This window comes from Streptomyces sp. NPDC097107 (assembly GCF_044762405.1).
In the GTDB taxonomy this organism is placed as follows: Bacteria; Actinomycetota; Actinomycetes; order Streptomycetales; family Streptomycetaceae; genus Streptomyces; species Streptomyces thinghirensis.
Window position 1 is genome coordinate 248,701 of sequence record NZ_JBIWEF010000004.1, and the last position, 15,104, is coordinate 263,804.

The window sequence follows — 15,104 nt, forward strand, 5'->3', positions numbered from 1 at the left end:
GGGCCGCAGTCGCTCAGCGGCGGTAGAAGATCCGGTCCCGGTACTGCTCCAGTACGCGTCCGTTCCAGTCGTGGCCGCCGTCCACGTTGCCCGAGCGCAGCAGTGGGGGCTCGATGCCCCGGTCGGCGAGGGTGGCGGCCGCCGTCGCCATCACGGCCTGGAGGAGGGCGCTTGTGACGACCGTGGAGGCGGGTGCGAAGGGCGCCGGGACGGTGTCGAGGGTGAGTTCCGCGTCGCCGACGGCGATCTTGGAATCCAGCACGATGTCGCAGTGGTCCTTGAGGAAGGTGCCGGAGGTGTGCCGCGACTTGGTCTGCGAGGCGTACGCCACCGAGGTCACGCCGATGACCCGTACGCCGAGCGCGCGGGCGTTCAGGGCCATCTCCACGGGCAGGGCGTTGCGCCCGGAGAGGGAGACGATCACCAGGGCGTCGCCCTCGCGCAGCGGCGAGGAGTCCAGTACGGCGCTCGCGAGGCCGTCGACGCGTTCCAGCGCGGAGCCGAGCGTCGCCGGCATCACGTCCACGCCGACGACGCCGGGCACGGCGAGCAGGTTCATCAGGGCGAGTCCGCCGGCGCGGTAGACGACGTCCTGGGCGGCGAGGGAGGAGTGACCGGCGCCGAAGGCGAAGAGCCGACCACCGTTCTGCACCGTGTCGGCGAGCAGCGTGCCGGCCGCCTCCACGCTGTCGGCCTCCTCGTCGCGGACGCGTCGCAGGAGGTCGATCGCGGCGTCGATGAACTGGCCGGCCGGCTTGCGGTCGCTCATGCGGGACCCCTTCGGTGTGGCTGCGTCGCGGATCACCGTGCGGTCTGGACCAGTGCGGTGTCAATACGGCGTCAACGCGGCACAGTGGGCCGCACGGGCCCGGGTTTCCACGGCGAGGCACGGTTGTCGGTGGTATGCGTCAGAATTGAATCCAGGGCCAGCGCACGCGCCGGTGGGCCGTAGCCTCCGGCAATCTCATCAAGGGGCACGAATGTCCGGACTGATCGACACCACGGAGATGTATCTCCGCACCATCCTCGAGCTGGAGGAGGAAGGCGTGGTCCCCATGCGCGCCCGGATCGCCGAGCGGCTCGACCAGAGCGGCCCGACGGTCAGCCAGACGGTGGCGCGGATGGAGCGCGACGGTCTGGTGTCCGTGGCGGCCGACCGGCATCTGGAGCTGACCGACGAGGGCCGTCGGCTGGCCACCCGCGTGATGCGCAAGCACCGGCTCGCGGAGTGCCTGCTCGTCGACGTGATCGGCCTGGAGTGGGAGCAGGTGCACGCCGAGGCCTGCCGCTGGGAGCACGTGATGAGCGAGGCCGTCGAGCGCCGCGTGCTGGAGCTGCTGCGGCACCCGACCGAGTCGCCGTACGGCAACCCGATCCCGGGCCTGGAGGAGCTGGGCGAGACGGACATCGCCGACCCGTTCCTGGACGAGGGCATGGTGTCCCTCGCCGACCTGGACCCGGGGCCGGAGGGCAAGACGGTCGTCGTGCGCCGTATCGGCGAACCGATCCAGACGGACGCGCAGCTGATGTACACGCTGCGCCGGGCGGGCGTGCAGCCCGGTTCGGTGGTGAGCGTGACGGAGTCGGCGGGCGGCGTGCTGGTGGGCAGCGGCGGCGAGGCGGCCGAGCTGGAGGCGGACGTCGCCTCCCACGTGTTCGTCGCCAAGCGCTGAGTGGTCGTTGGGTCGTCAACTTCCCGCCAGGTGAGGGGAATTTGCGCCACCGAGCCGATCCCGTCGTTTCCTGGATTCAGTGCGCCGAATCGCAGCGCCCGAACGCTTCGCGTGCGAGGCTGTCGCGTGAGGCATATGACGTGCGGGGCCCTTGACCGTGGCGTGACAGCGATGTCGCCAGGTCGGAGAGGGGCCGGACGGAGAGGGGTGGGGCGTGCCGGAGAGATGCAGAGGGCCCCGGCGCCATGTGGCGCCGGGGCCTGTCCTCCCCTGTGCTGACCCGGAGCCCCGAGCTCTCAGGGTCAATCCCCTCGGACCGTTTTCCCCGAGCGGTCCGCCTCCCGTTGAAGATCTCCCCCCGGCGACGGCGATCAATCCCTGAGAGGTGTCACTCGAATGAGGGGTGTTGCCCGCCGGAACGGCATTCTCGAATAGATATTCGATACTCTGCGGACGTCGATCGGTCGCGGACACCACGGCAGGTCTCGCGGGCACCACGGCAGGTACGGCAAGGCACGGCAAGGCACGGCAGGCAGAACACGGTCCGAGCGGAGCTTGGGGGTGCCAGGACCTATGGCGCGGCGCATCGACGTGACCGGCGCGGGCGGCGTACGCCTCGCGGCCTGGGAGTTCGGCGACCCTCCCAAGACCGACCACCGGACGCATGGCACGGCGTCCGGGGACACTGCCCCGGCGGACCCGGTCCCCGGGAGTGCCACGTACGGGGCCGGTGACCTGCCGGGCGTGCTGCTACTGCACGGCCTGATGGGCCGCGCCTCGCACTGGGCCCCCACCGCCCGCTGGCTCTCCGAGCGTCACCGGGCCGTCGCCCTCGACCAGCGCGGCCACGGCCGCAGCGACAAGCCCCCGCGGGCGTCCTACACCCGCGAGGCCTACGTCGAGGACCTGGAGGCCACCCTGGAGCAGCTCGGCCTCGGCCCGGCCGTCCTGATCGGCCACGCCATGGGCGCGCTGACCGCCTGGCAGCTCGCCGCCAAACGCCCCGACCTGGTCCGCGGCTTGATCATCTGCGACATGCGGGCCTCCGCGCTCGGCGCCGCCTCGCAGCACACCTGGACCGAGTGGTTCCGCGCCTGGCCGGTCCCCTTCGCCACGCTCGCCGACGTACGCAAGTGGTTCGGCGAGGACGACCCGTGGGTGGAGCGGCCGAACCCGGCCCGGGGCGCGTTCTACGCCGAGGTGATGGCCGAGTCCCCGGACGGCTGGCGGCCCGTCTTCGAGCCGGAGCAGATGCTCAGGTCCCGCGAGACCTGGGTCTACGACGCCCACTGGGAGGAGCTGGCCCAGGTGCGCTGCCCGACCCTGGTCGTCCGCGGCCTCGACGGCGAGCTGGGCCGTGCCGAGGCGCAGGAGATGGTCCGCGTGCTGCCCCGCGGCCAGTACGCGGAGGTCGCCGACGCCGGCCACCTCGTCCACTACGACCAGCCGGAGGCGTGGCGGGCGGCCATCGAACCCTTCCTGGACTCCCTCCGGGAGGGCTGACCGTCCCCGGGACGACCCGTCACCCCTTGCTGACCGCCGTCAGGATCTCCGGCAGCCGCCCCGCCGTGCGCGGCGCGGCCAGCCGCAGACCGAGCAGCGTCAGCACGGCGCCGTACACCGCGCCCACCGGAAGCAGCGGCCGGCCGCCGTCGCCGCCCTCGCGCACGTTCAGCCAGATCGTCCAGGAAGAGCACTTCGGGGTTGTGCAGCAGCGCCGCCGCGAGGCCGGTCTTCTTCCGCATGCCGGTCGAGTAGTCGACGACCAGTTTGTGCTGGGCTCCGGACAGGTCGAGCACGTCGAGCAGCTGCGTGGCCCGCTTGTCCACCTCGGACCCGGGCAGTCCGCGCAACCGCCCCGTGTAGGCGAGCAGTTCCCGTCCGGACAGCCGTTCGAACAGCCGCAGGCCCTCGGGCAGCACCCCGATCCGGGCCTTCACCTCCACCGGGTCACGCCAGACGTCGTGCCCGACGACCTCGACCGACCCCTGATCCGGCCTGAGCAGCCCGGTCACCATGGACAGGGTGGTGGTCTTCCCCGCCCCGTTCGGCCCGACGAGCCCGATGAACTTGCCCGCGGGGCAGCTCCAGGTCGATCCCGCCCACGGCGACCTGCTGCCCGAACCGCTTCCAGAGCCCCCGCACACGCACGGCGCTACAAGCCACCACGTCTCCCTCCGTCGAGTCGAAACCCTACGGGGGAACGGGGCGACCCCGACGATCTCTAGCGATCCCGGCCGCACGCGTAGGCGAGCGGCGAGATCAACTCCTCCACGTCCGGCAGCCACCGGTTCGCCGGTGTGGGCCGGCAGGCCCACTGCACGGCCCCCCGAGTCCCGTACCGGGTGGGCGGCGCGGCCACGTACGTCCCTTCCCCCAGCGCCGTCAGGTCGAGGGACAGCGGCGACCACCCCAACCGCCGCACGAGGTCCGGCACCTTCACCGCGGCTCCCGGGAGGACGAAGAACCGCATGCGCCGGTCCGGCGTCAGCGTCACCGGCCCGAGCGTCGACTCCATCCGCTCCATCCGGGCCAGGGCCAGAAATCCCGCGGTCTCGGGCACGTCGATCGCGTCGAAGGTCCGCCCCGTGGGCAGCAGGATCGACGCCGTCGGCTGTTTCTGCCACATCCGGCGGGCCACGGTCGCGCTGCCCGTCGCCTGCGTCGCCCAGTCCTCGCGCGCCGGGTGCGCGCCCGGGGCGGCGCACGCGGGGTCCGCGCAGGAGCAGTGCTGCGCGCCGTCGCCGGCTACCAGCCAGGTGCCGGGGAACACGTCCCAGTGGCGCTCCTCGGCGTAGCGTACGGCGGTCTCCAGCAGCGATGTGCCGCGCTGCTGGGGGATCTGAGCGGCTTCGGTGCCGGGGATGGTCTCTTCCACGTGGGACTCAACTCCCTTGCTCACCGGTGGTTACGGGGGCTGTGCGCGCGGGGGAGGAGCATCGATTCCGCATCCGGGGCGCATGGGTGCATGCATGGGGGCGCGCGGGAGGATTCGCCACAGGAGCTGGGTAGCCACGTGTGGGGCCGGCGTCAGCCGTTGCTCCGGCAATCCTCGCAAGCTTCGTAAGTCTCGCATTGTCGGCACATCGACGGGGCATTGATCTTCACGGCCGGGACTTTTCGTCCGCCGGGACAGCACCGAGACCGCATGAGACCGCATGAGACCGCATGGGGGTTACGCCATGGCCGCAAGGCCGCTCGTCGCGCGGCAGCCGAACGAACGACTGCAGGCGCTCATTCAGGAAGCGGGCTGCTCGAACGCGGGCCTCGCCCGCCGGGTCAACATGTGCGGGGTCGAGCACGGTCTCGACCTGCGGTACGACAAGACGTCCGTGGCCCGCTGGCTGCGCGGACAGCAACCCCGCGGCCGGGCACCGGCGATCATCGCCGAGGCGCTCGGGCGCAAGCTGGGCCGCACGGTCACGATCGACGAGATCGGCATGGCCAACGGCAAGAACCTCGCGTCGGGCGTCGGCCTCCAGTTCTCGCCGACGGTACTGGGAGCCATCGAGCAGGTCTGCGAGTTGTGGCGCAGCGACGTGGGACGCCGGGACTTCCTGTCCGGCTCGTCCGTCGCCGCGTCCGCGCTCGTCGAGCCCAGCCGGGACTGGCTGATTTCCGCCCCCGACTCACAGGTGTCGCGCGCGGCCGGGCCGCGGGTGGGCCAGTCCGACGTGGCGGCCGTGCGGGCCATGACGCAGGCGCTGGTGGACCTGGACCACCAGTACGGCAGCGGGCACGTGCGCCCGGTCGTCGTGCACTACCTGAACAGCGTCGTCTCCGGCCTGCTCGCCGGCTCCTACCGGGAGTCGGTCGGACGGGAGTTGTTCGCGACGGTCGCCCGACTGACCGAACTGGCCGGATACATGGCCGTCGACACCGGGCAACCGGGCCTCGCCCAGCGGTACTACATCCAGTCGCTGCGGCTGGCGCAGGCGGCCGGGGACCGGGGCTACGGCGGGTACGTTCTCGCCGCGTCCATGAGCCACCTGGCCGCGCAGCTCGGAAACCCGCGTGAGATCGCGCAGTTGGCGCGAGCGGCGCAGGAGGGAGCGCGCGGGCGGGTGACGCCGCGCGCGGAGGCGATGTTCCACGCGGCCGAGGCCCGCGGCCACGCGCTGCTGGGCGACGTACGGGCGGCCCACACGGCGGCCGGGCGGGCGGTCGGCGCGATGGAGGCGGCCGATCCGGCCTCCGGGGACGATCCGGTGTGGATCGCGCACTTCGACGAGGCCTATCTGGCCGACGAGTTGGCGCACTGCCACCGGGACCTCGGGCAGGCCGACGCGGCGGCACGGTACGCGCGGCAGTCCCTGGACGGGCATCCGGAGTCGCGGGCGCGCAGGCGGGCCATCGGCCATGTGCTGCTCGCCACCGCTCAGGTGCAGCAGCGCGAGGTCGAGCAGGCCTGCAACACCGCGACGAAGGCCGTGGAACTCCTCGAGACGCTGCGCTCGAACCGGGGCGCCGAGTACCTGGAGGACTTCCAGGCCCGGCTGGAACCGTACCGGGAGGAGGCGGTGGTGAGGGAGTTCGGGGCGCGGCTCGACCTGCAGGCCGCCGCGTGAACGAACGGGCCGCGGACGCGTGAACGTGCGGGAAACGACGGCGCGGTGAGCGGCAGGCGCCATGAGCAGCGCGCCGCGGCCTGGTTTTGTTACTGCTGTCACAGGGAAGGAGTTCACGCCCCATGCGGCGTGGCAGTGGGCTCCGGGGACCCGGTAGCGTGAGCCGACGATTCCGAAGGTCCCCCATTCGTAGGAGTCCCGGTGACGCAGAGTGGACAGGGCGAGGAGCCCTCGGCGCGGCAAGCGCACGAAGGCGTCGTGCTGCCCTCGGACGGCGGCGAGCCCTTGCTGCCGGGCTCGGCCGGCGGACCCGCCGGCCCGCGGGCGGGTCGGCCCGTGTCCGCCTCGGCGCCGCCCGGCGGCCAGGCCTGGGACCGGCCGTGGGGCCCCGAGCAGCAGCAGAGCCCGGCGCAGGGCCAGGGCGGCCAGGGCTGGCCCACGCCGCCCGGCGCCCAGCCCTGGGGGACCTCGGAGACCGACCCGTCGGCCGCTCAGCCGCCCGCCCAGCAGTCCGCCTCGCCTGCCTGGCCGGCGCAGAGCGGCCCGGCAGAGGCACCCGGCGCCCTGCCGCCCCAGGCGGGCCCGGGTCCGCTGCCTCCCGAGGGCGCGCAGGCCCCGGCGTACGGCGGACCGGCCGACGGCCAGGCGTACGGATCGCAGCCGTCGTACGGCCGGCACGGTCAGGCGCCCGCGCCCCAACCGTTGTACGGGCAGCACGGGCAGCACGGGCAGCACGGGCAGCATGGGCAGCACGGCCCGCACGGGCAGCATGGGCAGCACGGCCCGTACGACCAGCACGGCCAGCCGACCGCGCAGCCGCATCAGCCGCATCAGCCGCATCAGCCGCATCAGCCGCATCAGCCGCATCAGCCACACGCGTCGCAGGCGCCCCAGTCGTACGCGCCGTACCCCTCCGTGCTCCCGGCGCCCGCCGACGAGGGTGCCACCCAGTACCTGCCGCCGGTCGGGACACCCGCGGACGAGGGCGCCACGCAGTACATACCCCCCGTGGCCCCGGGAGCGCTGCCTCCCGAGAGACCCGCCCAGCCGCACGCCGAGTCGACGCAGTTCCTCGGCCCGGCACCGCAGTACCCCGCGCAGCCCACGGCCGGCTACCAGCCCGCCCCCGCCGCGCCCGCCCCCCATCCCGACGCCGAGGCCACGCAGTTCATCGCGCCCGTGCCCGGCGGCCCCGCCCCGGCCCCGTACGGTGCCGCGCCCGGCGGTGACGAGGGCCGGCAGCCGCCGGCCGAGTTCGACAACCTCTTCCGCAGCGCGCCGGGCGCCGACGGCCCCGCCTCCGCCACCCAGCAGCTGCCCGCCTTCGACGAGCCGCAGCATCCGCGCCCCGGCGACCAGCCCGCGTACGCCCCGCAGGGCCCGGGCGGCGGCGGTAGTGGTGGCGGCAGGCGACGCGGGCACGACGGCGGTGGCGGCCGGGGCGGCCGGGGTGGCCGCGGCGGGCGGGCCGGTTCGCGCCTGCCGCTCCTCGCGGCCGTGGGCGTCGGTATAGCCGTCGTCGGTGTCGGCGCCGGCGCCATGATGGCCGGCGGCGGTGGCGAGGAGGACGAGGGCGGCAACCAGACGGTGTCCGCCACGGCCCCGGTCTCCGAGTCCGCGTCGGCCTCCGCCTCGCCGTCCGTCGACCCGGTCCGGCAGCAGGCCGTCGAGCTGGACAAGCTCCTGGCCGAGAGCGGCACCGGCCGGACCGCGGTGATCAACGCCGTCGGCGACGTGAAGTCCTGCGACAACCTGCCCAAGGCGGCCAAGGACCTGCGCGAGGCCGCCAAGCAGCGCACCGGGCTGGTCACCAGCCTCTCCCAGCTGTCCGTGGACAAGCTGCCGCAGCACACCGAGCTGACCACCGCCCTCACCAAGGCGTGGAAGGCCTCGGCGTCGGCCGACAACCACTACGCGGCCTGGGCCGACCAGACGGCCGGCAAGAAGGGCTGCAAGAAGGGCAAGGCCCGCACCACCAGCCATACGCAGGCCGGCAACCGGGACAGCGGCACGGCGAGCAAGGAGAAGACCGAGGCCGCCAAGCTGTGGAACACCATCGCCAAGAAGTACGGCCTGACCGAACGGCAGCCCACCCAGCTGTGACCCGCCGGGTGGGCGGCCCCCCGGTCGCCCGCCCGGCTCGTTCAGGTCACGTCGGCGTTCTGCAGGGTCCGGGTGGTGTCCACGGCGCCGTCGCGGGCCGACACCAGGCGGCCCTGGCGTACGACCTGGAGGGTGACCTCGGCGTTGACCAGGCGCGGGAATCCGACCGACGCCAGCTTGTCCGCGAACTCCCACTGGAGGGGCGGGGTGAGCCCGCCCGTGTCGATCTTCAGCCCGTCGTCGAGGGAGCGGGTCAGGGTGTCGGCGCTGACCTCGCCGTCGCCGAGCGACTCGACGGCCGCCTTGAGGACGGTGTACGCGATCCAGGTGGTCTGCACCCCGGCGTCCGCCGCGTCGACGTTGTTGTCCCCGAACGACTGCTCCTTGATCACCTTCTTCATCCCGTCCCAGGCCGGGTCGTTCACCGCCGGGTACCAGCCGGTGACGTACGCCCCCTCGTAGGGACCGGACGCCCCGCCGCTCGCGTTGATCGTGGTCTGGTCGACGCTGCCCAGCACGCTCGCGGTACCCACCTCGGGGTACTCCTCGCGCGCCCGCCGGAAGGAGTCCATGAAGGTGCCGGTGCGGTCTCCGAGGACGGGCACCACGCACCCCGGTTCGGCCGGGTCGGTGGTCGTGCGCTCCAGCGCCTGCCCGGACTGCCCGTCGTACTCGGTGGCGTCCTCCGCCGCCCGCTGGTCGTGGGCCCGCTCGTGCCCGCCCGCGGTCAGCCCCGAGTCGAGCAGCACGGGCAGCTGGTCGCCCGCGATGGTGTCGGGCCGGACCAGCGTGACGGGCCCGCACGAGTCGGCGAGCGTGCTGCCGAGGCCGGCCAGCAGCGCCGGCTGACCGCCGTTCACCGGGTAGGACAGCGGGCTGGTGAACTCCGTGTTCGTGATGCCGTAGCCGCCGATGTACGGGATGCCGGCGCCCTCCAGCACGGGGAAGAAGGAGTCGGCGTGCTGGCTGTAGGAGCCGACGACGGCGACCGCGTTCTCCTTGACGGCGCGCCGGGCGCACTTCGCGGCGGTGATGCCGTCGTTGTGGTCGTTGCAGGTCAGGACGTTGAGTTCGCGGCCGGCGAGGCCGCCCCGGTCGTTGATCCAGCGGGCGTAGGCCTGCGCGAAGGCGGGCAGACCCGGCTTGTTGGTCGCGCCCGTGTCCTGCGGGGCCCAGGTCATGACGGTGATCGGATCGTCCCCGGAGCCCCCCGTGGCACCGGGGACGATCCCGCAGCCGACGGCGAGCGACGCACACGCCACCAGGGCGCCCGCGGACAGGGCGCCGGTGCGAGTGGCCCGGGAGCGGCAGATCAGGCCGCGGAGGAAGGTGCTGCGGGTGGGTCGCCTGCCGGTCATGTACCCGCACGATTCCGTCACACGGCTAACCTGTAAGTGATCTGCGGTCAACACGTGGTGACGCGGGAGTGAATTACGGGGGCCGGCGAGGCACGGGTGGAGGGGAACGTACGATCGATGACCGTGCAAGGTTCGGAGAACTCTTCCCGTCGCGGCCGTCGCTCCTCCACCATGGGCGGCATGCCACTCAACGACATGCCGTGGTGGCGCTGGCGCAGCCAGGTGCGTTCAGCGCTGCACATGCTCTCCGCCCCCGCCTTCCAGCGGGACGTCTGGCTGGCCGGTGTGGACGGCTACGGCGACGTCACCGACGCGGTGTACCGGCTGGTGGAGGACACCTGGCTGGATCACTGGTCCGCCGAGAAGTACGTGGGCACGGTCTTCCGCGACTCGCAGGAGGCGGCGCTCGTCGACACCGCCGTGCTGCGCGTACTGCGGATCATGCACCAGGTGGGGCCGGACGCGCCCGTGCACGCCTACCTCGACCACCCGGACTGGCCGGAGGCGGTGCGGGCGGCGCGCGACGCGCACGTGCGGCTGGCCGCCGGTGACGGCGAGGACCCGGAGGTGGAGCCGCGCACACTGGAGGTGCTGCAGATCCTGACCCGGTCCGCCTGACGGGACGCCCGCCGGGAGCGGGTCCGGATATGGGACCCTGTCCTGCATGAACGAGCAGTCCTCCGCGGCCGCCTCCCGGGCCGCCGCCCCGGCCGACCAGTACGTCCTCACCCTGTCCTGCCCCGACAAGCAGGGCATCGTGCACGCCGTTTCGAGCTACCTGTTCATGACCGGCTGCAACATCGAGGACAGCCAGCAGTTCGGCGACCACGACACGGGACTGTTCTTCATGCGCGTCCACTTCTCGGCCGACGAGCCGGTGACCGTGGACAAGCTGCGCGCCAGCTTCACGGCCATCGGTGACGCCTTCCACATGGACTGGCAGATCAACCGGGCCGACGAGAAGATGCGCATCGTGCTCATGGTCAGCAGGTTCGGGCACTGCCTGAACGACCTGCTCTTCCGGGCCCGGATCGGCGCGCTGCCGGTGGAGATCGCGGCGGTGGTGTCCAATCACACCGACTTCGCCGAGCTGGTGGGGTCCTATGGCATCCCCTTCCACCACATCCCCGTGACGAAGGACACCAAGGCGGAGGCCGAGGCGCGCGTCCTGGAGATCGTGCGCGAGGAGAACGTCGAACTCGTGGTGCTGGCCCGCTACATGCAGGTCCTCTCGGACGACCTGTGCAAGCAGCTCAGCGGCCGGATCATCAACATCCACCACTCCTTCCTGCCGAGCTTCAAGGGCGCGAAGCCGTACCACCAGGCGCACGCACGGGGCGTGAAGCTGATCGGCGCGACCGCGCACTACGTGACGGCCGACCTCGACGAGGGGCCGATCATCGAGCAGGAGGTCGAACGGGTCGGCCACGACGTCACGCCGGACCAGCTGGTCGCGGTCGGGCGGGACGTGGAGTGCCAGGCGCTGGCGCGGGCCGTGAAGTGGCACGCGGAGCGGAGGATTCTCCTGAACGGTCGCCGGACGGTGGTGTTCGCCTAGCGGGGTGGGAGTTCTGGTTCAGCGGCGGCTGCGGGTGGCCGGTGGTTGCTCGCGCCCGCGCGGCGGAGCCGCAATCTCACAGGGGCCCCGCGCCCCTGAAGGGGCGTCCACCGCACGCCCTCAAGAGGCGCGGGGAACTGCGCGGCCAGCCACGACGCCCCCGCATCCGCCGGCGAGACGGTCACCGCCCCCTACATCCGGCTCAAACTCGCCGCCGCGAACAGCACGTCCCTGATCGCCTCCCGGTCGCCCAGCTGACCCGCCGCCGCCTCCGCCGGAGGCACATGGCCCGCGGCCAGCCGGCAGAACTCCACGCCGTCCAGGGCGACGTGGGCCACCTCGTGCTCGGCGGAGCCCACCGCGCCCGGGGAGTCGAGCGGGATGAGCCACTCGCCGCCGCCCGAGCCCTCGATCTCCAGCCGCAGGCTGCGTCCCGGCTCACCCGCCGTGACCAGGTGCGGGCGGACGCCCGGAGTGGCCAGCCCGGCCCGGCGGCGCGCCGCCAGGACGCCCGGCAGTATCCGGGCCGCGAGGTCGATCATGCGGTTCAGATGGCGCGCGGAGGGCGGCTCGTACGGGTAGTCCACCGCGTCGGCGATGTCCTCCGCGTGCACCCAGCACTCGAACGCCCGGTCCAGCATCGCGTCGTGCAGCGGCAGCTCGAAGTCGCCGTACGACACCGGCATCCGGCCCGCGTCGCCGGTGAACGACACGGTGCGGACGATGCCGTGGCTCTGCTCGCGCCAGGGAGCGCGCACCGCGCGGGTGGGCGGGAAGTGCGAGGCCCGCCAGTACGCCTCGGTCCGGCCGGCCGGCGCGGGGGTGGGCGCGGTGATGTCGCCCAGCGGGTCGTCGAGGCCCAGGGGGACCGCGACCAGCCCGTCCACCGTCAGCAGGTGGGCGATGACCCCGGCGACGGTGGTACGGCGGCTCGCGGCCTCGTCGGCCTCGAACCAGCGCAGCCGCACCGGCGCGTGCCACTCGGCGTCGCCGATGTCCTGCAGCAGCGCGTCCAGCCGCGCGGTCTCGGCGTCGTACGGCGTGGCCCACTCCGGTACCGGGATGCGCGGCGGACGCCGCTCCAGACACCTGTCCAGGACCCGGGTGCGCAGGGCCGGGTCCAGGTCGAGGCTCTCCGGTCGCTGGAGCAGCGCGACGGCCTCACGCAGCCGCAGCGCCTCCTCGGCGCAGGCGTCGCACTCGCCGAGATGCTTCTCGACGGCCGTGGCCTCCTCGGCCGAGCAGGCGGCCAGTGCCCATGCCCCGAGGAGCGACGTCAGCACGTGGTGCCCCAGCGCGACCGCCGCCCCGCCCGGCGCCGCGTCGGGCAACGTCCGCCCGCCGTCCTCGACGGACGCACGGGGCAGCGGTATCCGCGGACCGGGACCGGATCCGCCGCCTCCGCCTTGGGACGCCGGCTCGTCGGGCCCACCGACTCCGGGGTGAGGCGTAGGTCCATCGAGCCCACCAGGCCGCCCCTCAGGCCTATCAGCTCCACCAGGCCGCCCCTCAGGCCCACCAGGACCTTCGCCGGGCGCCGGTGCGCCGGGCCCGTCGCCTCCGCCACGGTGTCCACGCCCTCCCGGGGCACCGGGCAGGGCGTTGCCGCCTTCGGACGCACCGGGGCGCCCGGGACCGCCGAGCGTGCCGGGTACGTCGGGCCCCGCCTGCCTCGCCTGCCCCACCTGCCTCGCCTGCCCCACCGTCCCCCCGGCGCCTTCCCCGGCCCCCTCGGCGCCCGAGCGGTCGGGAGCCTCGAAGCCCCCGTTGCCGTCGTACGCCCCCTTCATGCCGCACCCCCGTATCCCGGCGGCGCCCCGGGGGTCTCCGGGGCGCCGGCGTAGCGGGCGGTGGAGAGGAGCTGCAGGCCGAGGCGGAGGCGGCGGCGGGCCTCGTCCTCCGTGACGCCGAGGTCGGCGGCGGTCTGGCGGTAGTCGCGGCGCTGGAAGTAGGCCAGTTCCAGGGCGGCCCGCAACGGGGCCGGCATGGACTGGACGATGTAGTCGGCGCGGGCGGCGACCGAGGCGTGGCGCACCTTGCTCTCCAGCTCCTCGGTGGTGCCTGGTCCGCCTCGGGCGAGGGCGGCCGTCTCGGTGGCGCGCAGCCGCTGCACGGCGAGGCGGTGGGTCAGCGTGGCGACCCACGTGCGCAGCGGGCCCTGCCGGGGGTCGTAGGCGTCCGGGTGTTCCCAGACGTGCGCGAAGACGTCGCGCGTGATGTGGTCGGCGGCCCGCTCGTCACCGAGCACGCGGTGCGCCAGGCCGTGCACGAGTGAGGCGAACCGGTCGTAGAGCTCGCCCAGGGCGGCGGCCTCGCCACGCGCGAGCCGCTGCTGCATCTTGCGGTCCCAGCGCAGTGGTACGTCCCTCTTCGTCATACGGCTCCTTCACCCCCTGTGCGGTCCTCTGCTCGTTCCGTACTCGTGCGTGCTCGCTCTCCGGCCCGCCGGTCTCCAGCCTGCGGCCACCGTCTCCCCGAATGTAGTCGGCACGTCCGACACCGCACGCCCCTTTGTGCCAATGCGCGCCCCCGACGGCCCGCAGGTGGTAAACGCCTCCGACGCGCCTCACCTACCCTCTATCGTGCGACCGGATTCGATCGAACAGGATCGAAACCGTCTGAAACAAGCCTCTTCTGACCGGGCCCCGTTTCCGGGCGGGCGTTTGCGGGAACGGCCGGTGGGCAGGCGCGCCGCCAAGAAGCGTAAGCATGGCTTCCGTTTCGGGTGATTCCGGACGTTCCGACGAACGAAGGGCATGGTGGTGACGTTCAACGTGATCGGCGGCGAGCGGGGCCAGTGGGCCGTGCTCCAGGTGTCGGGCGAACTGGACCTGGTGACGTCACCGGTGCTGCGGCAGCGCGTGCACGACGAGGTGGCCGAGGGGCGGCACAGCCTTGTCCTGGATCTCTCCGAGGTCCTGTTCTGCGACTCCAGCGGCGTCGGCGTGCTCATCGCCTCCCGGCGGCTCATCCGCTCCTGTCAGGGCCGGCTCCGCCTGATACTGCCCGCCCAGGGGGCCGTCGACGGCTCCCACGTCAACCGCGTCCTGGGCGCGCTCGGGGTGCGCCGGCTCTTCGACGTCCATCCCGACCTCGCCTCGGCGACCGGTGACGAACCGCGCCCGCTCTCCGCGTAGATCCCGCCCGCGGTCGCGCCCGGCGTCGTACGCTCCCAGCGTCGCGCGCGAGGTTGCGCGCGAGCGATACGCACCCACCGAAACCGACGACGTGAGGCGGCCGGAGAAGACAATGGTCAACAGCGAGTACGAGCGCAGGATCGCCGCGCGGTTCACCACCTTCGACCAGGACGGCAACGGTTACATCGACCGTTCGGACTTCAGCGGAGCGGCCAAGGCGGTGCTCGCCGAGTTCGGCACCGCGGCCCGTTCCGAGAAGGGCCAGGCCCTGTACGGCGGCGCGGAGGCGTTCTGGCAGGGCATGGCCGGCATCGCCGACCGGGACGGCGACCAGCGCATCACCCGCGAGGAGTTCGTGTCCGGGGCGGTCAAGCGGCTGCGGGACAATCCGGACCGGTTCGCGGAGATCGCCCGGCCCTTCCTGCACGCGGCCCTGGACGTCGCCGGCCCCGAGAGTGGCGGAGCCGCCACGGTCGAGGCCGTCGCGCGCGTGCTCACCGCGCTCGGCGTGCCCGGGGACGCCGCCCGGCCGGTCGCCGAGGCGCTCGACGCGGACGGCGACGGCAAGGTGGGGGAGGCGGAGATCGTCCCGGCCTTCGCCCGCTACTTCACCGTGCCCGAGTAGCGCGTCCCGCGCCGGCGGCCGTCGGCGCCTTCCCGAACAGATGTCGCGGATCGTGGCAGGGCGGCATCACGGAGCGTTGATA

Annotated in this window: 13 protein-coding genes and 2 pseudogenes; 8 read left to right on the plus strand and 7 right to left on the minus strand. The window is 73.1% G+C overall.

The genetic code is table 11. The annotated features are described in order from the left end of the window. Window positions 1-13: 13 nt before the first annotated feature. Window positions 14-769 (minus strand): SIS domain-containing protein, encoded by a 756-nt coding sequence (locus tag ACIQ1J_RS11325; protein WP_210962261.1) that lies wholly within the window; start codon window positions 767-769, stop codon window positions 14-16. Between the two features lie 211 nt (window positions 770-980). On the opposite strand from ACIQ1J_RS11325, the gene ACIQ1J_RS11330 reads away from it, so the two are divergent. After that, a complete protein-coding gene (locus ACIQ1J_RS11330; protein WP_121747618.1) occupies window positions 981-1,673 on the plus strand; it encodes a metal-dependent transcriptional regulator in 693 nt (230 codons plus the stop codon). Window positions 1,674-2,246: 573 nt separating this feature from the next. Next, window positions 2,247-3,176, plus strand: a complete 930-nt coding sequence (locus tag ACIQ1J_RS11335; protein WP_403556178.1) for an alpha/beta fold hydrolase — start codon at window positions 2,247-2,249, stop codon at window positions 3,174-3,176. A 19-nt stretch (window positions 3,177-3,195) separates the two neighbouring features. Here ACIQ1J_RS11335 and ACIQ1J_RS11340 read toward each other — a convergent pair. The 3 genes and pseudogenes from ACIQ1J_RS11340 to ACIQ1J_RS11350 all read right to left on the minus strand — a co-directional run. Next, window positions 3,196-3,357: pseudogene (locus ACIQ1J_RS11340) on the minus strand (transporter); the annotation flags it as partial. A 55-nt stretch (window positions 3,358-3,412) separates the two neighbouring features. Further along, a pseudogene (locus ACIQ1J_RS11345) lies at window positions 3,413-3,991 on the minus strand (ATP-binding cassette domain-containing protein); the annotation flags it as partial. Beyond that, window positions 3,898-4,551 (minus strand): bifunctional DNA primase/polymerase, encoded by a 654-nt coding sequence (locus ACIQ1J_RS11350; RefSeq protein ID WP_210962257.1) that lies wholly within the window; start codon window positions 4,549-4,551, stop codon window positions 3,898-3,900. The pseudogene ACIQ1J_RS11345 and the gene ACIQ1J_RS11350, both read right to left, overlap by 94 nt. 304 nt (window positions 4,552-4,855) lie before the next feature. Here ACIQ1J_RS11350 and ACIQ1J_RS11355 point away from each other — a divergent pair, with 304 nt between their 5' ends. Both ACIQ1J_RS11355 and ACIQ1J_RS11360 read left to right on the plus strand, forming a co-directional pair. After that, complete coding sequence (locus ACIQ1J_RS11355) at window positions 4,856-6,241, plus strand: transcriptional regulator (protein ID WP_403556180.1); 1,386 nt, start codon at window positions 4,856-4,858, stop codon at window positions 6,239-6,241. A gap of 201 nt (window positions 6,242-6,442) precedes the next feature. Continuing rightward, the gene (locus ACIQ1J_RS11360) at window positions 6,443-8,344 is read left to right on the plus strand and encodes a hypothetical protein (protein ID WP_403556182.1); all 1,902 of its coding nucleotides are present in this window, start codon (window positions 6,443-6,445) and stop codon (window positions 8,342-8,344) included. Between the two features lie 41 nt (window positions 8,345-8,385). Here the strand turns inward: ACIQ1J_RS11360 and ACIQ1J_RS11365 are convergent, their stop codons facing one another. Continuing rightward, window positions 8,386-9,702, minus strand: a complete 1,317-nt coding sequence (locus ACIQ1J_RS11365; RefSeq protein ID WP_403556184.1) for an ABC transporter substrate-binding protein — start codon at window positions 9,700-9,702, stop codon at window positions 8,386-8,388. Between the two features lie 117 nt (window positions 9,703-9,819). On the opposite strand from ACIQ1J_RS11365, the gene ACIQ1J_RS11370 reads away from it, so the two are divergent. Next, a complete protein-coding gene (locus ACIQ1J_RS11370; protein WP_210962253.1) occupies window positions 9,820-10,320 on the plus strand; it encodes a hypothetical protein in 501 nt (166 codons plus the stop codon). 46 nt (window positions 10,321-10,366) lie between these two features. After that, window positions 10,367-11,260 carry a formyltetrahydrofolate deformylase gene (gene purU / locus ACIQ1J_RS11375; protein WP_210962252.1) on the plus strand — a complete coding sequence of 298 codons (894 nt, stop codon included), beginning with the start codon at window positions 10,367-10,369 and terminating at the stop codon, window positions 11,258-11,260. A gap of 191 nt (window positions 11,261-11,451) precedes the next feature. Here purU and ACIQ1J_RS11380 read toward each other — a convergent pair whose 3' ends face one another. Together ACIQ1J_RS11380 and ACIQ1J_RS11385 are read right to left on the minus strand one after the other, a co-directional pair. Next, window positions 11,452-12,858 (minus strand): zf-HC2 domain-containing protein, encoded by a 1,407-nt coding sequence (locus tag ACIQ1J_RS11380; protein WP_403556640.1) that lies wholly within the window; start codon window positions 12,856-12,858, stop codon window positions 11,452-11,454. A gap of 188 nt (window positions 12,859-13,046) precedes the next feature. Next, on the minus strand, window positions 13,047-13,637 hold the full coding sequence (locus ACIQ1J_RS11385) for a sigma-70 family RNA polymerase sigma factor (protein ID WP_403556187.1): 591 nt from the start codon (window positions 13,635-13,637) through the stop codon (window positions 13,047-13,049). Window positions 13,638-14,016: 379 nt separating this feature from the next. On the opposite strand from ACIQ1J_RS11385, the gene ACIQ1J_RS11390 reads away from it, so the two are divergent. Beyond that, a complete protein-coding gene (locus ACIQ1J_RS11390; RefSeq protein WP_210962250.1) occupies window positions 14,017-14,397 on the plus strand; it encodes an STAS domain-containing protein in 381 nt (126 codons plus the stop codon). A 112-nt stretch (window positions 14,398-14,509) separates the two neighbouring features. Then, entirely contained in the window at window positions 14,510-15,022 is a 513-nt protein-coding gene (locus tag ACIQ1J_RS11395) for an EF-hand domain-containing protein (RefSeq protein ID WP_403556189.1), read from the plus strand. The last annotated feature ends 82 nt before the right edge of the window (window positions 15,023-15,104 follow it).